This window comes from Hymenobacter metallilatus (assembly GCF_003944705.1).
GTDB lineage: Bacteria > Bacteroidota > Bacteroidia > Cytophagales > Hymenobacteraceae > Hymenobacter > Hymenobacter metallilatus.
The window spans coordinates 448,218-473,411 of sequence record NZ_RWIS01000001.1 but is presented as its reverse complement, the minus strand read 5'-3'; the positions used below and the strand labels follow the sequence as shown (position 1 = coordinate 473,411).

The window sequence follows — 25,194 nt, the reverse complement described above, 5'->3', positions numbered from 1 at the left end:
GGAGTGGCGGCGCCTTTGCGCTTTGCGGAAGCGGGCTGGAGCCACTGGCGCTAGGGGCCAATTTGTGCCCGGCCGGACCCATAGAGTGTAGTTTTCTCCGGATCAGCTGCCTGCACTTTTCGCCCCAGAACCATTCTGCCAACGGCGCGGCCGGGGCCGGACGGGAGGGTGGTACAAGCCCGCCGCTGAGAAGCGGCTGCCAACGACGCCCCGGAGAAACTGAAAAGGGCCGGCTGCCTGTAATTGTGCCATCTGCGTACTGCTACTAACCGTAGCCCGTCCTGAAGCGGCCTTACCCAGCACCTACCCATATGCCTGTCTCTTCCTCCATCACCTTTATTGGTCTGCACTATTGGGCCGGCTCCGGCCGCGAGTTTGGAGCCCTGGCCCGGCTGCTGGCTCCGGCGCATTCCGTGCTGGCCCCCGATCTGATGGGCTTTGGCCAAGCGGCTGCCCCGCCGCAAGCAGGAGACTACACCGTGGATGCCTACGCCGACCAGGTAGCCCGCTTCATCAATGAAAACCAGGTGGCGCGCTATGTGCTGCTGGGCCATAGCATGGGCGGCAAAGTAGCCCTGGCCCTGGCTGCCCGGCAGCCAACTGGGCTGGTGGGGGTGGCCCTGCTGAGTCCTTCGCCCCCTGCCCCTGAGCCCATGACCGACGCAGACCGCCTAAGCAGCCTTAAAGCCTACGGTAAGCCCACGGAAGCTGAAAAAACCCTGCACACCATCACCGTACGGCCATTGGCGGCCGCCGACCAGCAGCAAATTGTGCAGGACAACCTCCGCAGCACCCGCCTGGCCTACGAGGCTTGGCTGCTGCACGGCAGCCGGGAGGACATCAGCGCCCGGATGTGTACGCTGCAGGTGCCTTGCACCATCCTGGCCGGCGACCAGGACGCCATTATGTCGCCCTCCGTGCATGGCCTGGAAACGCTGCCGCTACTGCCCGAGGGCACGCCCCTGGAAATTATCAGTGGTGCGGGGCACCTGCTGCCCTATGAAGCTCCGGAGGAAGTGGCCCGGCTGCTGCGCGACTTCGCTCAAAAAATTGAGGCGGCGTAGCAGGGCAGCTTCCGGGTGCGGCTTAAACCACCGAACTTGTTGGCTCAACCCTGCGCCTCTATGCACTTTCGGATTTTGCTTGCCTCTCTGCTTGCCCTGAGTACCCTCCCTACCTGCCGCACGGCCCGGGTAGGCGAGGTATACGATACCTACCCTACCTACGAAGGCCCCGACCTTGGCCTGACCTTTCAGCAGGGCCAGGCCCGGCTGCGGGTGTGGGCTCCCACGGCCGATAAGCTGCAGCTGAAGCTCTATACCACCGGAACCGGGGGCACTCCGGCGGCCGAGTATACCATGCAGAAATCTACCGGCGGCACCTGGGTGTACACCCTGCCCGCCCAGCCGCCGGGCCGGTTCTACGTGGTGCAGGCCACCATTGAGGGCCGGCAGATGGCCGAAGTGCCCGACCCCTACGTGCACGCCCTGGGCCTGAACGGGTTGCGCGGAGCCCTGCTCGACCCCGCTACGGTGAACCCGGCGGGGTGGGATGAAGATGAGCGGCCCCCGCTCCAGCAGCCCACGGATGTGGTGATTGGCGAAATGCACGTGCGCGACCTGTCCCTGCACCCGCAGTCGGGGGTGGGGCAGAAGGGTAAGTACCTGGGTGTGGCCGAAACCGGCACCCGGGGGCCGGGAGGCGTCAGGACCGGCCTCGACCACCTCACCGAGCTGGGCATCACCCACTTGCATCTGCTGCCTACCAACGACTTCTCTTCGGTAGATGAAAGCCGCCTGGCCGATAATCAGTACAACTGGGGCTACGACCCGCTGCACTACTCCGCGCCCGAGGGCTCTTACGCCACCGACCCCGCCGACCCGGCCAGCCGCATCCGGGAGCTGAAGCAGCTGGTGCAGAGCCTGCACCGCCAGGGCCTGCGGCTGGTGCTGGATGTGGTGTACAACCACACCACGGCCGTTTCGCGCACCTCGTTTGAGCAACTGGTGCCCGGCTATTATTACCGCCACCGCCCCGATGGCAGCCTTTCCGACGCGGCGGCCTGTGGCAACGAGGTGGCCTCGGAGCGGCCCATGGCGCGCAAGCTCATCGTGGAATCGGTAGCGTACTGGGCCCGGGAGTACCACGCCGATGGGTTTCGGTTTGACCTGATGGGCGTGCTGGACCTGCGTACCATGCGGGCCGTGCGCGTGGCTCTTGACCAGCAGGACCACAGCATTTTCGTGTACGGGGAAGGCTGGGCCGCCGGCAGCAGCCCCCTGCCCGAAACTGAGCGGGCCCTGAAAGCCAACGTGCGCAAGCTGGACCGCATTGCGGCCTTTTCGGATGAGCTGCGCGACGGGGTGAAGGGCCACTTTGCCCGCCAGACGGAGCCGGGCTTTGCCAGCGGACAGCCGGGCCTGGAGGAAAGCGTGAAGTTTGGTATTGTGGCAGCTACCCAGCACCCCCAGCTCGACTACGCCAGGGTAAACTACTCCAAAGTGCCCTGGGCCGCCTCCCCGGCCCAAACCATCAACTACGTGGCTTGCCACGACGATATGGTGCTCTGGGACAAGCTGGCGGCCGCCAACCCCCAGGCCTCTGAGGCGGAGCGTATCCGCATGGATGTGCTCAGCAATACTATTGTGTTTACCTCCCAGGGGGTACCTTTCCTGCCCATCGGCGACGAGTTTCTCCGCACCAAGTTCGGGTCTCACAACTCCTTTAACCAGCCCGATAGCATCAACCAGATTGACTGGACCCGTAAGGTGCGCTACCAGCGCGTGTTCACGTTTTATAAGCAGCTGCTGGCCCTGCGGCAGGCGCACCCGGCTTTCCGCCTGCCCACCCAGGAGCTGATTCAGCAACACCTGGAATTCCTGCCCAACCTGCCGCCCGTAACCATTGGCTACCTCCTGAAAAATCACGCCGGCGGCGACGAGTGGAACAATATTGTGGTCCTCTTCAACGGCAACCGCCAACCCGCCCGCCTGCCCGTGCCCGCCGGCCGGTACTCCGTGGTGCTCAGCGGCGACGAAATCAACCCCCAGGGCCTGCGCCAGCTGGAAGTAAGCACCACTGCCCTCGAGGTTCCGGCTTCCTCGGCCGTGATTCTGGTGCAGTAAAGGAAGGAGTGGTCAAGCGAAAGTAATGCGCGGTGGTCGTTCTGCGGTCCGCTTACCCCCCTATTCCCTTCTCGGAAAAGGAGAATAGAAGTCAGATAATGACTACGATTTTACGTGCACTTGACCACTTAAATGTGGGCGTTGTTACTGTGAGCAGCGCGAAGTAATCCGTTTGTTGTGCACAACACAACGCACCGATAAACAAGAAGCCCCAGTGTCCGCGGGCTCCGGGGGCTTCTGCATAGTAAGACTTAAAAAGGGAAGGGAACGAATTACTTTGTTCGCCCTGACTTACTCCAACGACCGGTCCCGGAACAGCACGTAGCCAATGTGGGCAAACACGCCGAAGCGGTGGTTTCGGTCGTCGTAGTGAATGGCCTGCACGGATAAGGGCCCAACGGGCGTCTGGTATACTACCCCAGTCATAACGGTAAGGTAGGGGCGGCTAACGGTTTCGGCCCGGCGTACGAGTACCGGGTTTTCGGGCACCTGCTGCCAGGGGCGTACCAGCACGTGGGCAAAGGCCTCGGTGCGCCACTCTACGCCCCGGAAAAGCCCTTTTATGTAGCGCAGACCTGCACCGGCGTAGGCCGTACCCCGGTAGTTATCCAGAAACAAGGTGCGTGAGTCAGGCAGGGGCAGAAATGCCGCCGAGGTAGTAAGGGAGGAGCGGTAGGTTGCAAACGGACCCTGCGTGCTGGCCACGGCATCCAGCAGTACCCCCCAGGCATGTACTTTGGCCCCCACCGAGTCAACTTTGCTCAGGGAGAAGTATTGTTCCGAGAACACCGACAGCCGCACCCAACGCTGGTTTTTAGTACGGTTGGGCACGCCATTGGCCGTAGTGCCGGCCTCGTATTTTTCCTGGCCCGTAACGCCCCGGAGCGCAAACTCGGCGCGGCGGCCCTTGGTAGCGTATTGGCGGGCGTTCAGGGAGTTGCGCTCAAACCGGATGCCGGCCGTAACGCCCTGAAAACGGTTCAGGTCCAGCTGGTCGGTGCTGCTGAGCTCCCGGGTATTGGCAAACCGGTCCCGGTTGGTAAATGCCCCAATATCGAGTACGTACCGGCTGCGGTAATTGGGGCTGATGCCAATATTGAGGGCCGTTTTCAGGTCACGCTGCACCAGCTGGCTGGTTTCGGCATTCTGGCCCAGCAGGCCACCAGTATCCTGGTAATTCAGGTTGTTGAAGGTGATAATAGGCTCGAAGTACAACGGAATCTGCCCGGGTACACTCACCCGGAACGAGCCCTGCACGGCATTGTAGAACCGCCCAATGGTGGCATTGGCCCGCACTGTGTACAGGTAGCGGTTAAGGTAGCGGTAAGCTCCACCCAAGTAAAAATTACTCATTGAGCGGGAGGAGAGCAGCACGCCCAAATCGGCGGTAAGGTTATTGGCCTGGCGGGCATCAATACCCAGCGTGTAGCCCTTATCGGCGGCCGAATAGCGCACCCGGGGATACACGTTCGTGAAAAAGTCGTTGCTCACGAGGCGGAAATAGCCTTCTTCCACGTCACTGGGCGTGTAGGTAGAGCCGGTGCGCTGGAAAAACCGCCGCACAAAATCCTGCTGCTGCCGCGGCAGGCCCTGCACCGAAATCCGGGTGAAATCGGGGCGGGGGGCCCGCTGCTGAAACGCCAGCCGCCGCTGCTGCAGGGCCACCGTATCCTCGCGGCGCTGAATCCGCTGCAGGGTAAGCTGCAGCTTTTCTTCGGCTGCTTTTTCACCCAAGGCAACCAAGCGCTTCACCCGGCCAAAGTCGGCCGCCGTGTAGTCGGTCAGGTCGGGCTGGATGAAGATGCCGTTGGGGCCCACCGACAGCGTATCGGCTGCGTTGGAGCCCAGAAAAACCAGGGTGCTGGTGAGCAGCTGGTCGTCCTTCTCCTTGGGGTACTTGCGGTAAGCCACGTCGCCCACGTTTACCCCAATAATAATATCAGGCTTGAATTCCTGCTTAATAACCCCGGTCGGAAAGTTGTCCACCACGGCCCCGTCAAACAGGTAGCGCCCATCTTCCTGGCGGATAGGCCGGAATGCCAGCGGGAAGGCCATGGAGTTGCGCACGGCATCGGAGAGGGAGCCGCTGCGCTGCACCACGCGCTGGCGTGTAAATACCTCGGAGGCCACGGCGCGGTAGGGCACAAACAGGTTATCAAAGTTGTAGTCGGCAATAGCCCCGGCCGGGGCCAGCATGGTTGCCAGCTTGTAGTTCAGGGTAGCATCGTTGATGATGCGTGGCGTTACCCGGGTCCGGAAGGCCGAGTCAATGGACAGGCCCAGGTGCAAAGCGGCCGGAGAGGGGTCGGCATCGTAGAAGTTGAACACCTTGCCTTCCAGGGGGCGGTTGGCTACCCAGTCCTGAAACTCCGGCTTCAGAATAATTTCTTCGATTTCGCGGGGAGAGTAGCCGGCTGCATAGAGGCCGCCCACAATGGCACCCATGCTGGTGCCCACAATGTAGTCGATAGGAATCCGGTTCTTTTCCAGCACTTTCAGCACGCCCACGTGGGCCAGGCCTTTGGCCCCGCCGCCACTGAGCACGAGGCCTACTTTCTGGGCCTGAGCCGTAAAAGAAGCCAGTAGCCACGCGCACAAAAAGGCAATGGCGTAGGTAGAGGTACGCATAGAAGCAGGGGTATAAACGGGGAGATGCCCCAAAGGCGGGCGCGTTTCCTACGCATACTGCATCCGCAGGTTGCCTGGCCTCAGCTGAACCATACACCCCACCCGCCCGAACCACCCGGCTACTGGCCAAACGGCCGGCTGCCCGGCATAACCATCATTGGGCAGCAAGGCCTGCCCATAACCCCTGCTGCCCCCGAAACGACCACCCCGGAGGCAGGAGGCAGTGTAGCTACACCGGCCCATAGCTGGCTCAGGGAGCCAGCCAGGTGTGTAGGGGGCCAGGCAGATTGCGCAACAGTGTGAAGACTACCGTGGCCCCCACTACTGCCCAGCCCAGCCACGGGCGGTACAGTAGCGTAAGGCGCCGGGGCGTGTTGCGCAGGCTGCTTCTGATTTCTTCGGCCGCCCCTAGCAGGAGCAGGGGCGTACACAGCGCCGCCAGTAGATTGTGGCCAGCAGCTGCCCGCATCCGACCGTGCAATAGTGCGTGCAGTGCCCGCTGGGTGCCGCAGCCCGGGCAGTGCAGGCCCGTCAGCCAGTTCACAGGGCAGCGCGGAAACGGATGCTGGGCAGGGTCTAGGCGGAAATACAAAACAGCCAGCGCCAGCCCGGCCATCAGGCTCAAGGCGGTTACGCTGGCTGTTCGTACAACAGAAATCCGGTAAGCCAACTTAGCGGCCGCTCAAGCCATTGAGCATACCAGCACCAACTCCCATTACTACTACCAGCACTACGTATAGTACGCTAAGTACGGCCCAGGTAATAAGCGAGTATTTTACCCACTGGCCGGCTTTGCGTGAGGCGTCCTGGGCACCTGCATAATCACCCAGCGCCACCCGCGAATTCACATTAGCCGCATTGATAATGGCTACGATACCGAAAGGTAGACAGCAGAAAATAGTGACTAGAATAGATTCCACCAGCCAGTTTTTAGGTGGCGGGCCACCAGCCGGAGGCGTAGGCACAGACGAAGCGTAGGGTTGTTCCATGAAATAAAAGAAGTGTGTAGATGAAGGGGGAAAAATAGAAATTCCTTCGCCAAATCCAGCTTCTGCCGCTACAACTTCACCATTTCTTGAAAATAACATACACCGCTGCCACCAGCAGCAGGAAGCCCACCAGATGGTTCCAGGCCAGCTTATCGGTTTTGAACACGTACACGGCGCACAGCGTGAATACCGTGAGCGACACAACCTCCTGTATCACCTTGAGCTGAAACAGGTTGAAAGGCCCCCCGTTCTCCTCGAACCCAATGCGGTTGGCCGGCACCTGGAATACGTACTCAAAAAAAGCCAGGCCCCAGCTAAGCAGGATAACACCCACCAGGCCCAGCCCGTGCAGCCAGCTTATTTTCTTGAACTGCAGATGCCCGTACCAGGCAAACGTCATGAACAGGTTGGAGATGGTGAGTAACAGAATAGTGTAAACGCTTTTCATGAATGCGGCCGAGGAAAAGGAGAAGTCTATGCCCGGCTGGTTTTCCGGTGCTTACGCAGGGGTACGGTAAAACAAGTTATCCGTCCAATAATCGTTTGAACAAAGGTCCTTCACCAATTCCCGCCAACCCGTTGGGCATTGGTTTGTGTTGCTACCTGCCTATTCCTCGTGGCCGGCTACTGGCTTGGAGGGGGCCTGCTCTGCCTGTTTGGCTTCCAGAGCCAGGCGCTGCTTTTCCTGCTCCGAGGGAGTACGCGGCAGCGTATCCAGGCTGGGCTGGCCGGCATCTACCCAGGCCGTGTACCAGAAGGCACCCACCAGGCGGGCAGCCAGCCGCATCTGCCGCTCCACCTGCCCGTTCAGGCGCTGGTGGTACTCGCGGGCGAAGTCGCGGGAGTAAGTTCGCACCGTTAGGTTGCCGCGCTGCTCGAAGCCATATTTACGGTCGGCAGGTATTTTCTGGCTCAGCTCCCGCTCAAACCGCAGCACCGAATCGACGGCGGCATTGGACCTCCCTACGGCCGCCCAGATTACGTCCGTTGGGCGGTCCAGGTAAGGGGCGGGGCCGGTAAAAAAGTCGTAGCTGTTGCTGAGCAGTTCCGGCAGCCGGCTTTCCCAGAGCCCATGAATTCCGCGCTGCCCCGTTAGCTGTCCGTTGTAGTTGTGGGTAGTGTGCAGCGGCACGCAGGCGTCGGCTACATAGTGCCCCATATCGGCCGAAAGGTGCAGAATCCGGTCGGCGTCGTGGGCCTGGAAAGCGGCTGTGAGCTGGCCTTTCATGCGGGCTACCTGCCAGGGCACAATGCCATGCCTGAGAAGAGAGTCTTCTCCCAGCTGAGCCACGGCATCGGCGTAGGAGCGGGGCAATGTATACAGAGCCGAGTCGCCGTACACATCCAGGTCTAGGAAGTGGCGAGGGGCTTCGCCTGGCACCATTGTGCGGCGCGAGTCGGGGCGGGTGGCGTTATCGGTTAGGTAGTCAATATTGGCCTTGTAGAAGCGGATCATTTCGGGCGGCAGTGTGTACACTGCCAGCCGGTTAATCAGCCGGTGCCCGAAAAAGCCCCAGGCCTGCGCCGTAGACGAAAATAACAGTAAATAGAGCGTAGCAATACAGTGGCGCCGGATAGATGTCATAGGGCATAAGATAGGGAGTCGGCCGAGAAAAAGCGACAAACCAACGCTCAGGCGAACAACCGGGCATTGACGTGTCGCTTTTTCTCGGCTGACTGTACGCTCTGCTCTTAGCGCCGGCCCTGGCCGGCAAACCGCATTCGGTAGTCGGCCGAAACGTCGCCCTTGCTGATGCGGGCCAGCTTGCCTTTTAGCAGCTGCTTCTTCAGCCCCGATACGTAGTCGGTAAATAATACGCCTTCCAGGTGGTCGTACTCGTGCTGAATCACGCGGGCCGTCATGCCCGAGAAAGTTTCCTCGTGTTGCTGGCGGTTTTCGTCCTCGTAGCGCAGCACAATGGTGGAGTGGCGCACCACTTTTTCGCGCACCCCGGGAATGCTCAGGCAGCCCTCTTCAAAAGCCCATTCCTCCCCGATTTCGCTTACCATTTGGGGGTTAATGAAAGCCCGCTTCACCGGGCCGGCCGTGGGCTCTTCAATAATAGGGTTGCCGTCCTCGTCCTCATCCATCATAGGCTCGGAGTCAATGACGAACAGACGTATGCTTTTGCCCACCTGGGGCGCGGCCAGTCCCACGCCGTGCGCGTGGTACATGGTGTCGTACATGTCAGCAATAATCTGCTGGAGCTCGGTGGCCGGAAAATCAGCCGGAATCAATTTTGCCTTGGTCTTGAGCACTGGGTCGCCGAAGGCAACAATGGGGTAAATCATCGGGATTCGAGGTAGGATTGCAGAATGATGGTGGCGGCTACCTTATCTACGGTGGCCTTGTCGCGGCGGTCCTTTTTGCCGAGCCCTCCGGCCAGCATGGCCGCCTGCGCCATTCGGGAGGTAAACCGCTCGTCAATCTCGTGTACCGGCACTTCCGGAAACTCCTTGCGCAGGCGCCGAACCACGCCCACCACGGCGCTGGTTGAGTCGGTGGCTTCGTTGTTGAGGTTTTTCGGCATGCCAATTACCAGAGCCGCCAAAGGCTCGCGCTGGTGGTAGGCCTTCAGATACGCCAGCAACTCCTGGCTATGAATGGTGTCCAGCGGGGTGGCAATGAGTTGCAGGGGGTCGGTAACTGCCAGCCCCACCCGCTTGTGGCCGTAGTCGATGGCAAGAATTCGGCCCATCACGAAAAGAGAAAAAGGTGGCAGGCGGCAATTATGCAGGGAGGTAACTCGCGCCGCCTACAAAGATACGATGCCCCGGTAGAAAGGTAGCACCCGGAGCTTAACCCAAGCTGGCCGGTGTCGGGCAGGCCACCCGATTCACCGGCGAAAGTCAGTCATTAAACGAAAGATGCCCGTCTTTCTAAAATGATAAAATAATCTTTGTATTCAGTTAACAATCAGGGTGTTTAGAGTAGTACGGAATACAGGTAATCGGGGTAGGTATTGACTTCAGGAAATAAAAAATTGTACTGTTATTCGAAAATGCCTATACCACTATATGCTGCCTCGGTTTCTTGGAAAAGTTTCAATAATTTTGAAGACCTGTCCGTAGTGTGGATTTCTGATTATCGGCTGAACTACTACTCTCTCAACGCGTTATGACCCCCGAGCCCCACGACTCGTCGCCGTCCGCGTCGATGCCTACCCCGCGAAATTCCCGCTGGCGGGTACGGCAGCCTTTACTGCTTGGCTTGGCCCTGTTAGCCGGGGCATTGCTGGGAGCCAACCCGTTCCGCCCTTCCGATCAGAACCCCGACCTCACGGCCCGCGGCTACCTGAAGTTCAAGGAAATCCTCAGCTACGTCGACCGGGACTACGTGGACTCAGTGAATGCCGAAGAGCTGTCGGATTACGCCATCAGCCGTATGCTGGAGCGCCTGGATCCGCACTCGGTATTCATTCCGGCCAAGCAGCAGCAACAAGCGTCCTCCTTTCTGCAAAGCGACTACGATGGTATTGGGGTGGAGTTCAACCTGTTTCGCGACACTGTAACGGTAGTAGCGCCCTTGAGCGAAGGCCCCGCCGAGCAGGCCGGCCTGCAGCCCGGCGACCGGATTCTGGCCGTAAACGGGCAGCGGGTATCGGGAGTGCGCATGACCACAGAGCAAATGTTCGGCAAGCTGCGCGGCCCTCGGGGTACCAGCGTGCTGCTGCAACTAATGCGCCGCGGAATGGCCCGGCCCATCAACGTGCAGGTAACCCGCAACCGCATCCCCAACGCCTCGGTGGATGTGGCCTATATGGTAGACAATCAGACGGGCTACATTAAAGTAAGCCGCTTTGCCAGTGGCACCTACGACGAGTTCAAGGCGGCGCTGGGCGACCTGCGCCGACAGGGCCTCACCCGCCTCGTGCTGGATTTGCGCGGCAACCCCGGCGGCTACCTCGACCGGGCCACCAAAATGGCCGATGAGTTCATTGGGGGCACTAAGAAGATTGTGTACACCGATGGCAAAGGCGACCAGTATGATACCCAAACCTTCTCCCGCGTAGCCGGCGAGTTTGAGGAAGGCTCCCTGGTGGTATTGGTGGACGAAGGCAGTGCCTCGGCCGCCGAAGTGCTGGCCGGTGCCTTGCAGGACCATGACCGGGCCGTGCTGGTAGGCCGCCGTACCTTTGGTAAGGGCTTGGTGCAGCAGCCTATTGCTCTCAACGACGGCTCGGAGCTGCGCCTCACCATTGCCCGCTACTACACGCCCTCGGGCCGCAGCATCCAGAAATCGTACCGCGGGGGGCTGCGGGAGTACGAGAAGGACCTGCAGAACCGCCTGCGCCACGGCGAGCTGTTCCACGCCGACAGCATCCATTTTGCCGATTCGCTGAAGTTCCGCACGGCCCACGGCCGCACCGTGTACGGCGGCGGCGGCATTATGCCCGACCTGTTTGTGCCGCGCGATACGTCGGCCACCTCGGCTTACTACACGCGCCTGCAGAGCAACAACCTGGTGCGAGAATACGCCCTCACGTATTACCAGGAGCATAAGGAAGAGCTGGAAGGGCTGCGGTTTGAACAGTTCAACCAAAGCTTCCGGGTGAGTGATGCCCAACTGCTGCAACTGGCCGCCCAGGCTGCCCGCAACGGTGTTCCGCAGGATGCCCCTGGCTTGCGCCGCAGTACCCCGCTGCTGCGCACCCAGATTAAGGCCCTCATTGCCCGCAGCGCCTACGGCAAATCGGCTTACTTTCAGGTGCTCAACCAAGACGATGTGGAGATGCAGCAGGCCCTGAAAGCCGTGCAGGAGCCCACCAACCCCGTGATGCTGGGGCTGCTGGAGAAGTAATCGGACGGCGTACTTCTGCTTTGCGGTACGCCAGGTTTGTCATCCGGAGCAGCGCGAAGGACCCTACCACGTTAGGAGTCTGTAAAACGACTTATTCCTGCGTAATACAGTACTTCGCGCTGCTCCGCATGACGGGTTGCCTTTCTACTTCACATCCTGAAACCGGAAGGTTTGCTGCACGCCCGGTAGCGGCTTGCCATCGGCCTCAGCGTAGGGATAAATGAAGTAGTTGAGGGAGGTAGCGTGCTGCCGGGGCGACAAGTCCAGGTCGCGGCCCCGGGTGAACTCTAGGCGGTTTTCATCGTGAGCCCCAAAAAAGTAATTGCGGCGGGCAGGGTTTTTGGCGGCTTCCGAAGCATCAACGGGCACCCAGCCGGTGGCGGGGGTGTAGAACTCGGCCCAGCAGTGGTAGCCCTTAATTTCGCCCTGTCCCCGCTCGGGCGGCAGCGGAAACCCAATGCTGAACCGCGCCGGAATGCCCACGGCCCGGCAGTAGCCGATGAACACGGCGTGAAAATCGGTGCAGTTGCCGCGGCGGGCGTCGCAGGCATAGTAGATGTCGCCCCGGCCCCAACCCTGGCCGGTTTTATCATATGTCACGGTGCTGACCACATGCTCGTAGATGGCGCGGGCTTTTTCCAGGTCAGTACGGGCTTGGGCTTTCGTAACTACTTCCTGCGCCCACTGCCGGATTTTCGCATCGAGGGGCACAAGGCGGTCGGGCTGCAGCCAGCGGGCCATATCGGGGTCGAGAGCTTCGGCCCGGCGGGCTTTTCTGGGCGCAGGGTTGGTCAGGTAGGGGTTGAGATGCTCCCGGCGAGTGGCTTCCAGCTGCATTTCCACCCGCAGGCTGACCGCCTGAGCGGCGGCTACCTTCAAGTGGAGCAGCTGGTTGCCGTACTGGCCGGTGCGCACGGTGTAGGGTACAGTGGTGTTAACAGTCAGGTGGCTGGTTTGCTGGGAGGCATCGGAGTGGGGCACCGGCAGCCACAGCTCCACCGAGTCGGTGCCGGCAGGCAAGGGCGGCACCATAGCCGTGTACTCGAAGGTGAACGTACGGCTGCGGGGCACCGGTGCGGCCGGCGTATCGGGGGCCAGGAACGAAAGCAGGGGCAGCAGAAATGACAGCATAGCAGGGGAAAGGCATGGGTCAGGCATCGGCAAAAGCCCAAACAAGCCGGAAAAGTTGCCGTGGCGGCCGAGGGGTAAAGGTACGGCCGCCAAAATCAGGCACCTTGTGCCCGCATGGGCCGTTGTACTCCAGTAGGTCAGCGGCAAACCTTGTATCTTCCAGCCGGCATCCTCCGCTTGTTTCCCACCCGCAATTTCCCACCCGTATGCCCTTTTACCAACGTTTAGGCCAGATTCCGCGCAAGCGCCACACCCAGTTCCGCCAGCCCGACGGCTCCTTGTACCACGAGCAGCTGGTGGGCACGCTGGGCTTTCACGGCGTTTCCTCCTTGCTCTATCACCGGCACGCGCCCACTGAAATCCGCAAGGTGGGCACGCCCCGGCCATTTGCGCCCAAGCTGCTGAAGGACCGGCCGCTGGAGCCGGCCCACCTGCGCACCCTGGCCCAAACCAGCACCGGCGGCGACTACCTGCAAGCCCGCCAAACCCTGCTCGGCAATGCCGACGTGACCATGAGCATCTGCAACCCCACCGAGCCGCGCATGGACTACTACTACAAGAACGCCCTGGCCGACGAGGTGATTTTTGTGCACGAGGGCCGGGGCGAGCTGTGGAGCCAGCTGGGCAAGCTGGCCTTCGAGCCCGGCGACTACGTGGTGATTCCGCGCACCATTATTCACCAGCTGCACTTCGAGGAAGGGCCGGTGCGCCTGCTCATCATCGAGTCGTTCAGCCCCGTGGAAACCTGCCGACGCTACCGCAACCACTTCGGGCAGCTGCTGGAGCACGCGCCCTACTGTGAGCGGGACTTCCGGGGGCCGTCGGAACTGGTGGAAGGCGACGTGCGGGAGTCGGGCGAGTACGAGGTACGGGTGAAGAAAGACGGGCTGCTGCACACGCTGGTGTACGGCCACTCGCCCTTCGATGTAGTGGGCTGGGATGGGTACTTCTACCCCTATGCCACCAGCATCCACGATTTCGAGCCCATTACCGGCCGCATCCACCAACCGCCACCCGTGCACCAGCAGTTTGAGGGGAACAACTTCGTTATCTGCTCCTTCGTGCCGCGGCTGTTCGATTACCACCCGCTGGCCATTCCAGCCCCCTACAACCACTCCAACGTCGACTCCGACGAGGTACTGTACTACGTGGCGGGCAACTTCATGTCGCGCAAGGGCGTGGATCTGGCTTCCTTTACCTGGCACCCAAGCGGTATTCCGCACGGCCCGCACCCCGGCACTGTGGAGGCCAGCATTGGCAAGAAGGAAACCCACGAGCTGGCCGTGATGCTTGATACATTCCGCCCTCTCTACCTCACCGAGGCCGCCCTGCCCTACGTGGACCCGCGCTACCCCATGAGCTGGCAGCCCGGTTTCGTGCCCGACCCACCCCGCGCGGCCGATATGATGGACTAGCGTTGACAGGAGGGACGGAGCGCGAGCGGGTTGTTATTCCGCTTCCGCGCAAAACGAGGAATCTGGGGCTCATCATGGGATGAGTAGCCCGGGTTCCTCGCGCCGCTTGGTGTAACAGTGTTTTGCCAACACACGAAAATCAGCACCGTCACGTTCAGCAGCTGGCGTCCCGGTTCCGGTTCCAACGAGTTGCCAGGCGGGTTCATATGGCACAATTCGTGTACTGGCTACCAGAACAAACCGAAAAGAACCGGGCCTTCGTACCTTTGTACAAATTGCAACTCCTATGAAAAAAATCCTGTTTCTGGCCCCTGCCCTGCTGGTGCTGGCTTTCCTGAGCAGCTGCGACAAGCTGGACAAGCTGCTGACCTTTTACATTGAAGACTCGCAGTCGGTAAAGATTTCCAGCAATTTCCCCATCGGGCAGGTAGTGCCGCTCACGCCCATTACCGTACCCACCCGCTCGGACGAGAAGTTCAAGAACGAAAATACCAGCGCTGACCTGGTGAAAGACGTGAAGCTGGACCGCCTCACCCTCACCGTTACCGACCCCAACTCCGAAAACTTCGACTTCTTGCAGAGCATCAGCCTCTACATCAGCACCGACGCCAACGACCGGATTCTGTTGGCTTCCCAGGACAACATTCCGACTGGTGTTAACACGCTGCAGCTCACTCCTACCACGCAGAAGCTGGATAAATACGTGAAAGCCAGCAGCTACACGCTGTCCACGGAAGCCCGCATCCGCAAGCCAATCAGCCGCGACATTACCATTCGCACCGACTCCCGCTTCAAAGTAACTGCCGATCCGCTCTAGGTGCTTAGGTAGTAATGGGAGGTAAGCGAATTCCCTGTATCTCCTAGAGCAGAGTCTCATAGTAAAAATCCCCTGATGCCTAGTTGTGGCATCAGGGGATTTTTGCTGTGACAGGTTGAGGACGCAACGACGTGTCAGGGCTTGCTGTTTACTGGATGTGAGCTATTGTAGTACGTCACTAGCTTCACCACATCGTTGACATCAGTGTAGGTAAGATGATTCGCTGTGGCGTATGCAGTTATTTCAGCCCGGGTTTCTTTGTCGAATAACTTCAATACTGCTGCCTTGGTAAGGGTCAGTTCATATACGGCCTCTTTGGCGGAGCCACCGGCAAATAAACGGGTAATACGCCGGTATTCTTCCGGCTTGCTTTCTATGTTGTAGGTAGCAATAAACTCGGCTGGCTGGATATAGAATTCGTGGAGAACCAATAGCTCTACGGTGCCTGAAACCAACACCTCAAAGAATGCTTGCTGACGTGGGCGGCCTGTATCAGAGTACGGTTTGGTGGCAAATTGGTGCGTGTAATGATCGGGGCCCACAACGGTAAATCCCGACAACGCATCGGGCGTAAGTACCCGGAAGCCAGTGGTCTGGTGCGCGTCCTGGATTTCCAACCGCTGCAGCACTACATTGTACCGCATGGCTTGCTCTGGTAAAGCCGGTGCCGAGGCCGTTGGAGAAACCGTGCCCGCAGTCCAACCGCCAGCGTAATACAATAGTTGGGGTGGAATTGTAAGTTTATCCAGGCCTGACCGGTTAGTAGGGGAGGTTCTATCAATTTCCCGTTGCAGGCGGTTTAGTTGCACTAGCGGGTTTTGTGTACCCGCTCCGCTGCCACCCGACATGGCGGCCCCTGCTGACTGACCGTAGCTTGCGTATGCCGCCACAAAAATCACCCCCATTGTTACTGCAGTAACCCGTAGAATAGCACGACGTGAGAATGTAGGAAACATGAAATAGATAAGAAATCAGTGTAATGGCTGTCAGGCGACGGGAAGGCCGCCATCATGCTACAAAGTTACCGGTTCCGGCCGTATTGCTCGTGGGAGCTTACCCAATCGGATGAGCTGATGGCGGCACCCAGGCTCAGCTCGCCGGCCAGCACCACGCCGGCCACTATTTCGGCGAATTTGTTGACGGTACCGCGGCCCACGCAGCCCAGCATTCGGAGAAACTCGTTCTGGGTGGCCAGGCCGGTGCCGCCGCCGTGGGTAGCTACAATGAGCGAGGGAATGGTAATGCTGATATACAAGTCGCCTTCGGGCGTGATTTCGGAATAAAGCACCCCGGCCGAGGATTCGGAGACGTTGGCCACGTCCTGGCCGGTGGCAATGAACATGGCCGTAATGCCATTGGCCGAGTGGGCGCCGTTGTTGTTGGCCCCCGAGATGAACGCGCCCACGTTGCTGACCTGCCCGTGGTAGGCTAGCTGCTCGGGCGTCACGCGCATCCGCTGCTGCAAAATGTCGCGCTTGATAACGGCCTCGGCTACCACGCGCTTGCCCCGGGTGCGCATCACGTTGATTTGGGAGGCTTTCTTGTCGGTGGCGAAGTTGCTTTCGAGGTAGAAGTGGCGAATGGGCGCGCCCTTGTAATTCTCCAGAATCCAGGAGCAGGCCGCAAACGTGGCCCGGCCCACCATATTCTGGCCCGCCGCGTCGCCGGTGCTGAAGTTGAAGCGCAGGTAGGCGAATTTGTTAGCCAGGTAGGTATCAATGTATTGCAGCTTGGCCACCCGGGAGGTGCTTTCCGCCTCGGGCCGGATTCGGCTGATTTCCTCCTCCACCCACCGGCCAAAATCCCGGGCCCCGCGGGCATCATCGAACACGAACACCGGGGCCCGCTGCATGGCGTCGCCGATGACGGTGCATTTGGCCCCGCCGCAGAGGTTGAGCAGCTGAATGCCCCGGTTGTAGCTGGCTACCAGGGTGCCCTCGGTGGTGGCCAGCGGAATCAGGAAGTCGCCCTGGGCGTGCTCCCCGTTCACGCGCAGCGGCCCAGCCAGCCCCACCGGAATCTGGGCCACGCCGGTAAAATGCTCGCAGTTGCCCTGCAAGTCGTGGGCGTCGAAGGAGTAGTGCTTGAGGTGCTGGAACTGCTGACCCGAAAACTCCTCGGCGAACCGCTGCCGCGCCCGGATGGCGTCGTCGGCGTAATCGTCCTGCTCGGAGCGCGGAATTTTGTGGCCCTGGGCCGGCAGGTTAGTGATGGAGTCTTCCACTTCCACCGACAAGTCGCCGAAGGGGTCGGCTGAAAACTGCACCTGCACCGTGTGCAAACCCTCCGGAAGGTGCCCGGTATGCAGGTGAAACGTGGCCGACTGTCCTACTGGCAGCGTGAAGCCAGCCGCATCGGCGTTGAAGGTGGTGGCCGGCCGCACGTCGCCGCCGCCCAAATCCAGGGCAATCTGCTCCACGCCAATGCGGTTGCCGTCCAGCACCACGGCCTCCACGCGGGTAATGCGCACGGTGTCGAGGCGGTTTTTAATGCTGAAAGCCACGCCCTCGGGCGTGTTGTGCAGGCTGCCGCGGGTGTAGAGCAGCTTGAGCAGCATGGGGCTGGGCGTGAAAATCATAGGGCGGGAGAGGTTGAGTGAGGATACTACGGGAGGGGAAAATAGGAAGGTTTTCGGATAGAGAGGAATACTAACTGGCTTTTAGTCATTGATTGAGTTCAGGAAAAACGAAACTGGTACTACCATCTCATGAGCAAGAGCCACACCGCCGCAAATAGCCGATGAGAAATGACCAGACAGCAGCTGCACAACGCGCAACGCTTCGGCATCAAAGAGCGGGTGCATTCCCTTTAGCACTTTTGTTCGGTACACTTGTCCGTCTGGGCCTACAGTGAATGACACGAATACCCGCCCGTCGATACACATTTTGCCGGTTGGGTCGGCCCAACGGGTATTCTCCAGGATGAAGCGTTGCAGGCTATCCTTCTTATTCCGCTTGATGTACGCCGGCATTACCTCGCACATTGTAACCGGCCCACCCTTGCCAATAGCCCGGTATGTTTCGAAGGTAATAACGCCTGATAACCCGTCCTCATCCAAAGAAACGGCCACTGGATTTAGCGGCTTACTGTGTAATCCGGTCGTGTCTGCGGTTACTTGGGCCGTGGCGGACCTGCTGGCCAGACTCGCACATAACGCGCCCAATACAGTAAGTGGCCGATACATACAGCTGTGTTTAATGGGATGAAGCCGTTTTTCGGAAGGTAAATTGCATGACCGTTTGGGCCGCAATGGGGCGGCCGTAGTGGTTGGGCGCTACAAATGGCTGCGGCAATTGCGCTAGTATCCGGTTCAGTTCTGTCAGGAACGGTTGCTGCCCCGACCACGAGTGAGCCCTCAGCAGCTGGCTGGCAACCACCTGTCCGGCGGTATCAACCATGCACAGGACCCGTACCGTTCGTCGCCACGATTTCAGGGGGCGGCCCTGCGCCGTGCTTGGCCACTGTAGTCGGGCACTTACCAATTGCTCAAAATCGGCCTGAGAGCCTTGTTTATAGGTCATGCCGCCGGTCGGTATTCCGGATTCATGCATACCCAAGAAGTTAGACGAGGTGGGCGGGCACACGTGCGCCGCCTGCAACTGGGCCCAGGCCTGCCGCGCCGAAAAACCCTGCAAAAGCACCAATACCACCGCTGCCAAAAACAGCCGCTGCCGGGGGCGCAACCCGGCGCGCAACCGGCTGGCGGGGTTAAGCTGGTCGGCCCGGAACCGGCCGCACACCCGGCCGTCGGGAGAGGTAGCGTATGCTTGGGCAAGGTCGGCCTCGGTACCTTGCGTGAAGTCCAGCACGGTGCGGTGGCAACTGCCGCAGTAGCGGCCCTGCTCTGTGGGGCTCATCTGCTGCCAGTCTTCGGCGCAGGCTTGCAGGCGCACGTTGAGGATGGGCAGTAGGATAGGCATGATATTCATTGCAGGCTAAACGTTACCGGCACCGTCTGCCGTACCGCAATGGGCCGGCCCTGCGCATCCAGCGCCGGCGTAAACTCACCCAGCAACCGCACGGCCCGCACGGCGGCCGAATCAGCATCAGGCCGGAAGCCCTGTTTTACCACGGCGTTACGTACCTGACCTTGTTCGTTGATAGTGAATTGAACGAAGACCTTCCCGTCTTTCTGCAGGTGCTCGGGGAAACGCACGTTTTTGCCAATGGCCCACAGCATGCCCTCAACGCCACCATCCTTGTACACTGGATACCGGCAGCCGGAGCAATGCTTCAATGGGTCATCTGGAACGATGTCTGTTGGCAAGGACGAATTATTCTTTGCCGGAATGGCTTGGGCCGTAGCGCGGTAAGAAACAAGGCCGGCAAACACGACGGGCAATAGTAGTAAAACTCTATTCATTTGCGCTTGCGGGAAACTGGCAGCGTGGTTGATGTGCTCTGGAACGTGAACGGAATGGTATAGCCCACAGCTACCGGCCGCTTATTCTGCTGGCCGGGCGTGAACTTGCCATCCAGCAGCTTTACCACTCGCACGGCTTCCGCGTCCAGCGCTGGATGCAGCCCCTTCGCCACCTGCACGTCGCGCACGGCTCCGGTTTCAGTAATCTGAAACCGAACAAATACTTTGCCCGCAAGCGTAGCCGGAGCCTCTGCGGGCCGATGAAAATTAGCGGCAATGAATTTCATTAATGCCTCCATACCGCCTTTGAAAACAGGCATCTGCTTCACGGAGCCCAAAAATGGCAAAGGTGCAGAGGCTGCTGATTCAGTAGACGCGAGAGTAGATTTGTCTGGTATTTCCTCCGTTTCGCCCGGCAGTTGCTGTAGACATGCTTGGGCTGGCTTATTCGTGGAAGTGGTTTGTGCAACCTTCCGCACCTGCCCCACCGCCTCCCGCGCCGACAGCCCGAGCCCGCACACCAGCAGCAGGGCCACCAGAAACCGCCGCAGCCGGGGCCGCAACGCCACGCGACGCGGCAGGGGCGCCGGTTGCGCCGGGGCCAATTGCTCAGCCCGGAACCGCCCGCATACCCGGCCATCGGGGGAATGTAGGAAAGCGGCTTCCAGGTCCGATTGGGTGGCCTGGGTGAAGTCCAGCACGGTGCGACGGCAGCTGCCGCAGTAGTGGCCCTGCTCGGTGGGTGTCATCTGCTGCCAGTCTTCGGCGCAGGCTTGTAGGCGAATGTTAAGGATAGGTAAGGGTAGCATAAGAAGCATAAGATAGTGAATATACGGGTGACCCCGTGCTCTTGACGCTGGTTGTTCCAGAACGCACCCCTCTCCCGGAGGATTCCGCGCATCTAGCGGCATGAACCGGGGGTGAGGTTACTGCTCGTCGGTCCAGAATTCGCGGCCGGAGCTGTCGAGGTAGCCGGTTTGGCCGTCGGGAGTTTGCACCCGGGCCACATCCTGCAGGAAGGGCTCAGCCTGGAGGTAGCGCACCTCGGTGAGGCGGTTGCCCTCGGCATCGAGGTAGCCAAACAGGCCGTTTTGCTGCACCACCGGGTACACCAGGTTACCGGTGAGGCGGATGGCATCATACTGCAAGGGCTGCACCAGCTTGCCTTTGGCATTAAGCACGCCCCACTTGCCGGCCTGGCGCACAAACAGCAGCCCGTTATAGTTGTCCCGGATTTCGTCGTAAATGGCCGGCACCGAGGCCGAGCCCACCGTGAAGCGGAAGCCTACTTTGCCATCTTTACGCACCACGTCGCCCTGCTCCAGGGGTTCCTCCTCGGGCTCAGCGGGGGCGGGCTCGGTGAGGCGGTGGCCACTGGGGCCAATGGCAAAGGTTTCGCCGCTCAGCTCCACGGTGGCCCGGCCCTGGCGAAAATTGCCGGCGCGGGTGTATTGCACGGGGGTTACGGGGTTGCCGCCGCCATCAATGTAGCCATACAACTGGCCCTGACGCACCCAGGCAATTTCCTCCTGAAACGGGCCGGCCTCATCAAACCGGGCGGGCAGCACCAGGCGGCGGCTACGGTCGGCGTAGCCCCAGCGGGTGCCTTGGCGGAACGGCACCAGGCGGGAAGAGGCAGTTTGGGCTTGTGCCACGGATGCTGCGCCGGCCAGTAGCAGCAGCAACTGAAGCAGAAGTCGTTTCATGCGCAACGGTGGTTGGAAAGCAGCGGCTATACTTGCTAAAGATACGGACAATGGCGCAAACCAAATGCCCGCCGACCGGTTGATTCACTCATTCTTCACCGGCAGGAAGCCACCTTGCGGCTGGTGCCGCATTCTGTTGGCCACATCCGCAAAAACAACGGGTGCCCGTTTGTACCTACTATCTTTGCCTTTGCCTGAACGGGCGTGTTTTCTAACCGCCTTTACGTATGTCATCACAACCACACTATCCACGCTTTACCCTGGGCGAAAGCCTGACGCCCGAACAGCTGGACTTTTTTCGCCAGCATGGCTTTCTGCACTTCCGGGCGTTTATCTCCCCTGATACCGTACGGAACCTGCTCCGGGCCTCCGAGGAGGTGCAGCGCCAGTGGCTGACCGAGGAGGTAAAAAAAGTGAACGGAGTACCCATCAAATATGGCAAAGATGTCGATGGCTCGCCCATTGTGCAGCGCTTTGCCTTTGCTTCTCACTACAGCCCGGTGCTGCACGAGTTTCTGCAGGACCCCCGCTTCCGGGCCTTGTTTCCGCTGCTGGAAGCGCCCGGTGGCCGGGTAGGAGAGAATGAGAAGGACGGCCTCGTTATCAACCACTACGTGAACGTGGCTGGCTCCGAATTCTCGCAGATGGGCTGGCACACCGATTCGCTGCGGGACGTGTTCTACGGCAAAAAGATTGGGCCGATGCTAAATGTAGGCGTGCACCTGGATGGCACGCCCGCCACCAATGGCGGCCTGCGCCTGATACCGGGTACCCACCGCCAGGGGCTGCGCGACATTCTCTTCCGCAAGAAGTATTACAAAGACGTGGGCCCCGATGAGCACGAAATAGCCGTGGAAACTGAGCCCGGCGACCTGACCGTGCACGACGGCCGCATGTGGCACCGGGTAGCCCAGTCGCCGCTGGTAGGCGAGGTTTCGCGCCGCCGCGTGATGTACGTACCCATCATTGCCGGTAAGTACGAGCCCAAGCACGAAAACAGCCCCACGCCCTTCTACCTGCGGTTTTTGCACCTGGTAAAATAGTGCCTGGTGCTTGGTGCCTAGTGCTTAGGTTGTTCTATTAAGCACTAAGCACTAAGCACTAAGCACTGGGTACTAAGCACTATTACATGAAAACAGCACTGATAACGGGCGCGTCACGCGGAATTGGGCGGGCGCTGGCCCTGGAGCTGGCCCGCCGGGGCTTCAATGTGCTGCTTACGGCGCGCTCCGCTGAGCAGCTGGAGCGGGTGGCGGCAGAGGTGCGCCAGCTGGGCCGCGAGGCCCGGGTGCTGCCCCTGGACTTGGCCGGGCCCTCGGCCGCGGGGTTGCTGGCCACTTGGGTGCTGGGGCAAACCAGCGAGCTAACAGTATTGGTGAACAATGCCGGCTACGGCCTCTGGGGGCGGTTTGAAGAGTTGGGCATAGAGCAGCAGCTCAACATGCTGCAGCTCAACATGCAGCTACCCGTCACCCTGACGCATATCCTGCTGCCCATGCTGCAGCGCCAGCCCGGAGCCTACATTCTCAACGTGGCCAGCACGGCCGCCTACCAAGCCGTGCCAACGCTCACGCTGTACGCCGCCAGCAAAGCATTTATGCTGAGTTTCAGCCGGGGCCTGCGCTACGAGCTGCGCGATACGCTCACATCCGTCAGCTGCCTGAGCCCCGGGGCAACCACTACCGAGTTTGCCCTCCGCGCCGGCATGAATGCCGAGTTGCAGGCTACCTCCAACAAGGTAGCCATGACGCCCGAGCAGGTGGCGCAGGCAGGTATAGCCGGCCTGCTGGCCGGCGAAGCCGAAATCATTCCGGGAGCCCTCAATAAAGTATCGACGGCGCTTACCAGCCTGGTACCCAAGGGCCTGACGGAACGTATTGCCGCCGGTATCTACCAGAGGCATCTGCAGTGATGAGTTGACAGTTACCTGGTAATAAGTAGCCCCTCGTGCAGAGGCGGTATCTCTACGCTACGTTCAGCGTTTCACCTCATCCCTTCGTCACCCACTTACTTCCCCACCAGGCCAGGGCGGCAAACAGGGGGGCGGCCAGTACGTCGTAGGTGTAGTGCGCATGTTGCACCAGCACCAAAACCCCAATAAGCACCGTGCCCAGCAGCAATACCTGGCGGTGCCAGCCCGGCGGCACGGCCAGGGCCAGCAGCAATAGGGTGGCCGTGTGGCCGGAGAAAAACAGGTCTTTGGTAATGGGAGCAGGGGCGGCGTAGATGAGGCGGTCCACCAGCGGGTCGTGGAGGAGCACCAGGCCCGGGGGCGGCTCCAGGGGCAGCAGCCAGAGCGTTGCGCACCGCAGCAGGTGCAGCAGCAGATACGCCGCCAGGGCCCTCAATAACCGCAGCGGCCGGGGCAGCAGCGTAACTACTCCCAGCCCAATACCAAGGTAAATCACCGCAAAGGCTGCCCCCGATACATCGTGAGCGGGCAGGGTGGCCAGCAGCGGGTCGGGGAGTACATGGCCGGGGCGGGCCTGCACCCAGGCAAAGTAGCGCGGCAGCTGGCTGGCCAGTAACAGCAGCAGCAGCAGCACCAGACCCAGGCGCCACCGGAAATACGGTTGCTGCCAGACCTGCGGCCAAGTTGGTGGGGGAGGATTCATAGCTCGAAAATTGAATAGCCGCGCAAAGAAGCACCGGAAAACGGGAGCCACCGCCACTAGCAGGTAAGGAGTGAGGCTTTTGTTCCCGCCGGTTGCGGCTTACCTTGGGCCACGGCCGCCCGGCATGGTACGGGCGGCCTTCTTTCAACCCGCTTGCTTTTCCGTTTATATGACTTCCCGCTACTTACTGGCTCTGGCCGCTACGGCTGTTGCTACCACCACTGGCTTCGCCCAAAATGCCGCCCTCACGGAGCGCATTGCCAAACTTTCTCAGCAACAGGAAGCCAAAGTGGTAGCTTGGCGGCGTGATATTCATGAGCACCCCGAGCTGGGTAACCAGGAAACCCGCACGGCGGCGCTGGTGGCCGAGCATCTGCGTAAGCTGGGCCTGGAGGTGCAAACCGGCGTGGCCCGCACCGGCGTGGTGGCCCTGCTGAAAGGTGGCAAGCCTGGCCCCGTGGTGGCGTTGCGCGCCGATATGGATGGCCTGCCCGTAACGGAAAGCAACGGCTTGCCCTTCGCCTCCAAGGCCCACGCCCAGTACAACGGCCAGGAGGTGGGCGTAATGCACGCCTGCGGCCACGATACCCACGTAGCCATGCTGCTGGGTGCGGCCGAAGTGCTGGTACAGATGCGCCAGGACTTGGCCGGCACGGTCAAATTTATCTTTCAACCGGCCGAAGAAGGCTCCTTGCCGGGCCAGGAAGGCGGGGCCCGCCTGATGGTGAAGGAAGGCGTACTCCAGAACCCGAAAGTGGATGCCATTTTCGGCCTGCACATTCAGGCCCAGACGGAAGTAGGCAAGCTCAGCTACCGGCCCGGCGGCGAAATGGCCTCCTCGGATGTGTTTACCATCAAAGTGAAAGGTAAATCGGCCCACGGCGCTTACCCCTGGCTGGCCGTCGACCCCGTGGTAACGGCTGCCCAAGTAATTATGGGGCTGCAAACCATTGTGAGCCGCCAGGCCCAGCTGACGGAGGATGCCGTGGTGCTGACGGTGGGCATGGTGCACGGGGGTGTGCGCAACAACATCATTCCGGAACAGGTAGAGCTGACGGGCACCATCCGCTGCCTCAACCAGGAAATGCAGCAGAAGGTATGGGCCGCCGTGCGCCGTACCGCCACCAATATTGCCGAAAGCGCCGGGGCTACCGCCGAGGTGGACATCGTCAACTATGCTCCCATTACCTACAACGACCCCCGCCTGACCGAGCAGATGGTGCCCAGCCTGAGCCGGGCCGCCGGACCAGCCAACGTGAGCGTACAAAAAGCCGTGACCGGGGCCGAAGACTTTGCTTTTTACCAGGAGAAAGTGCCCGGTGTGTTCGTGTTTGTGGGCGGGATGCCCAAAGGCAAGAACCCCGCCGACACGGCCCCTCACCATACCGCTGGCTTCTTCGTGGATGAAAGCGGCCTGACCTTGGGTGTGCGCACCCTGGTTACGCTGGCCACCGATTACCTCGCCGCTGCTAAAAAATAGAACCACGGATTTAGACGGATTCATCGGATTTCGCGGATTGCAAGAGGCAATCGAACCCAGGATAGAGCTGCTCAAGTCCAAACGGATTCATCGGATTTCGCGGATTTATGATGCTCCATTTCAC

24 protein-coding genes are annotated in these 25,194 nt (G+C 60.4%); 8 read left to right on the top strand and 16 right to left on the bottom strand.

The annotated features are described in order from the left end of the window. Window positions 1–311 precede the first annotated feature (311 nt). Together EI290_RS01945 and pulA are read left to right on the top strand one after the other, a co-directional pair. The gene (locus tag EI290_RS01945) at window positions 312–1,064 is read left to right on the top strand and encodes an alpha/beta fold hydrolase (protein WP_125426134.1); all 753 of its coding nucleotides are present in this window, start codon (window positions 312–314) and stop codon (window positions 1,062–1,064) included. A gap of 60 nt (window positions 1,065–1,124) precedes the next feature. Further along, entirely contained in the window at window positions 1,125–3,125 is a 2,001-nt protein-coding gene (gene pulA / locus EI290_RS01940) for a type I pullulanase (protein ID WP_125426131.1), read from the top strand. A gap of 291 nt (window positions 3,126–3,416) precedes the next feature. On the opposite strand, the gene EI290_RS01935 is transcribed toward pulA, so the two are convergent. The 7 genes from EI290_RS01935 to ruvX form a co-directional block, all read right to left on the bottom strand. Continuing rightward, window positions 3,417–5,753 carry a patatin-like phospholipase family protein gene (locus tag EI290_RS01935; protein WP_125426129.1) on the bottom strand — a complete coding sequence of 779 codons (2,337 nt, stop codon included), beginning with the start codon at window positions 5,751–5,753 and terminating at the stop codon, window positions 3,417–3,419. A gap of 250 nt (window positions 5,754–6,003) precedes the next feature. Beyond that, a complete protein-coding gene (locus tag EI290_RS01930; RefSeq protein ID WP_185816802.1) occupies window positions 6,004–6,297 on the bottom strand; it encodes a DUF2752 domain-containing protein in 294 nt (97 codons plus the stop codon). Between the two features lie 127 nt (window positions 6,298–6,424). After that, complete coding sequence (locus EI290_RS01925; RefSeq protein ID WP_125426123.1) at window positions 6,425–6,742, bottom strand: CD225/dispanin family protein; 318 nt, start codon at window positions 6,740–6,742, stop codon at window positions 6,425–6,427. Window positions 6,743–6,818: 76 nt separating this feature from the next. Continuing rightward, entirely contained in the window at window positions 6,819–7,190 is a 372-nt protein-coding gene (locus EI290_RS01920; protein WP_125426120.1) for a DMT family protein, read from the bottom strand. Window positions 7,191–7,349: 159 nt separating this feature from the next. Next, window positions 7,350–8,327 (bottom strand): zinc dependent phospholipase C family protein, encoded by a 978-nt coding sequence (locus tag EI290_RS01915; protein ID WP_125426117.1) that lies wholly within the window; start codon window positions 8,325–8,327, stop codon window positions 7,350–7,352. 107 nt (window positions 8,328–8,434) lie between these two features. Further along, window positions 8,435–9,034, bottom strand: a complete 600-nt coding sequence (gene def / locus EI290_RS01910) for a peptide deformylase (protein ID WP_125426114.1) — start codon at window positions 9,032–9,034, stop codon at window positions 8,435–8,437. Further along, on the bottom strand, window positions 9,031–9,441 hold the full coding sequence (gene ruvX, locus EI290_RS01905) for a Holliday junction resolvase RuvX (protein ID WP_125426111.1): 411 nt from the start codon (window positions 9,439–9,441) through the stop codon (window positions 9,031–9,033). Before ruvX ends, def begins: the two co-directional genes overlap by 4 nt. A gap of 512 nt (window positions 9,442–9,953) precedes the next feature. On the opposite strand from ruvX, the gene EI290_RS01900 reads away from it, so the two are divergent. Next, window positions 9,954–11,543, top strand: a complete 1,590-nt coding sequence (locus tag EI290_RS01900; protein WP_246008820.1) for a S41 family peptidase — start codon at window positions 9,954–9,956, stop codon at window positions 11,541–11,543. Window positions 11,544–11,687: 144 nt separating this feature from the next. On the opposite strand, the gene EI290_RS01895 is transcribed toward EI290_RS01900, so the two are convergent. Next, the gene (locus tag EI290_RS01895; protein WP_125426108.1) at window positions 11,688–12,674 is read right to left on the bottom strand and encodes a transglutaminase-like domain-containing protein; all 987 of its coding nucleotides are present in this window, start codon (window positions 12,672–12,674) and stop codon (window positions 11,688–11,690) included. A 206-nt stretch (window positions 12,675–12,880) separates the two neighbouring features. On the opposite strand from EI290_RS01895, the gene EI290_RS01890 reads away from it, so the two are divergent. Next, complete coding sequence (locus EI290_RS01890) at window positions 12,881–14,089, top strand: homogentisate 1,2-dioxygenase (protein WP_125426105.1); 1,209 nt, start codon at window positions 12,881–12,883, stop codon at window positions 14,087–14,089. 286 nt (window positions 14,090–14,375) lie between these two features. Beyond that, window positions 14,376–14,906: a hypothetical protein gene (locus tag EI290_RS01885; protein WP_125426102.1), complete on the top strand. Its 531-nt coding sequence runs from the start codon at window positions 14,376–14,378 to the stop codon at window positions 14,904–14,906. 134 nt (window positions 14,907–15,040) lie between these two features. On the opposite strand, the gene EI290_RS01880 is transcribed toward EI290_RS01885, so the two are convergent. The 7 genes from EI290_RS01880 to EI290_RS01850 form a co-directional block, all read right to left on the bottom strand. Then, a complete protein-coding gene (locus tag EI290_RS01880; protein ID WP_125426099.1) occupies window positions 15,041–15,862 on the bottom strand; it encodes a hypothetical protein in 822 nt (273 codons plus the stop codon). Between the two features lie 65 nt (window positions 15,863–15,927). Beyond that, the gene (locus tag EI290_RS01875; RefSeq protein WP_185816801.1) at window positions 15,928–17,484 is read right to left on the bottom strand and encodes a hydroxymethylglutaryl-CoA reductase; all 1,557 of its coding nucleotides are present in this window, start codon (window positions 17,482–17,484) and stop codon (window positions 15,928–15,930) included. Between the two features lie 81 nt (window positions 17,485–17,565). Then, a complete protein-coding gene (locus tag EI290_RS01870) occupies window positions 17,566–17,976 on the bottom strand; it encodes an energy transducer TonB (RefSeq protein WP_185816800.1) in 411 nt (136 codons plus the stop codon). Between the two features lie 124 nt (window positions 17,977–18,100). After that, the gene (locus tag EI290_RS01865) at window positions 18,101–18,826 is read right to left on the bottom strand and encodes a hypothetical protein (RefSeq protein ID WP_125426093.1); all 726 of its coding nucleotides are present in this window, start codon (window positions 18,824–18,826) and stop codon (window positions 18,101–18,103) included. 5 nt (window positions 18,827–18,831) lie between these two features. Then, window positions 18,832–19,143 (bottom strand): TonB family protein, encoded by a 312-nt coding sequence (locus EI290_RS01860; RefSeq protein ID WP_185816799.1) that lies wholly within the window; start codon window positions 19,141–19,143, stop codon window positions 18,832–18,834. A 122-nt stretch (window positions 19,144–19,265) separates the two neighbouring features. Further along, entirely contained in the window at window positions 19,266–20,078 is an 813-nt protein-coding gene (locus EI290_RS01855; RefSeq protein ID WP_125426087.1) for an energy transducer TonB, read from the bottom strand. 117 nt (window positions 20,079–20,195) lie between these two features. Then, window positions 20,196–20,975, bottom strand: coding sequence for a WG repeat-containing protein (locus EI290_RS01850; RefSeq protein ID WP_125426084.1), 780 nt, complete (start codon window positions 20,973–20,975; stop codon window positions 20,196–20,198). A 227-nt stretch (window positions 20,976–21,202) separates the two neighbouring features. Here EI290_RS01850 and EI290_RS01845 point away from each other — a divergent pair, with 227 nt between their 5' ends. Together EI290_RS01845 and EI290_RS01840 are read left to right on the top strand one after the other, a co-directional pair. Beyond that, window positions 21,203–22,018: a phytanoyl-CoA dioxygenase family protein gene (locus EI290_RS01845; RefSeq protein WP_125426081.1), complete on the top strand. Its 816-nt coding sequence runs from the start codon at window positions 21,203–21,205 to the stop codon at window positions 22,016–22,018. An 86-nt stretch (window positions 22,019–22,104) separates the two neighbouring features. Further along, on the top strand, window positions 22,105–22,887 hold the full coding sequence (locus EI290_RS01840) for an SDR family NAD(P)-dependent oxidoreductase (RefSeq protein ID WP_125426078.1): 783 nt from the start codon (window positions 22,105–22,107) through the stop codon (window positions 22,885–22,887). 76 nt (window positions 22,888–22,963) lie between these two features. On the opposite strand, the gene EI290_RS01835 is transcribed toward EI290_RS01840, so the two are convergent. Beyond that, a complete protein-coding gene (locus EI290_RS01835; RefSeq protein ID WP_125426075.1) occupies window positions 22,964–23,590 on the bottom strand; it encodes a phosphatase PAP2-related protein in 627 nt (208 codons plus the stop codon). Between the two features lie 169 nt (window positions 23,591–23,759). Here EI290_RS01835 and EI290_RS01830 point away from each other — a divergent pair, with 169 nt between their 5' ends. Then, complete coding sequence (locus tag EI290_RS01830; RefSeq protein ID WP_125426071.1) at window positions 23,760–25,070, top strand: amidohydrolase; 1,311 nt, start codon at window positions 23,760–23,762, stop codon at window positions 25,068–25,070. The last annotated feature ends 124 nt before the right edge of the window (window positions 25,071–25,194 follow it).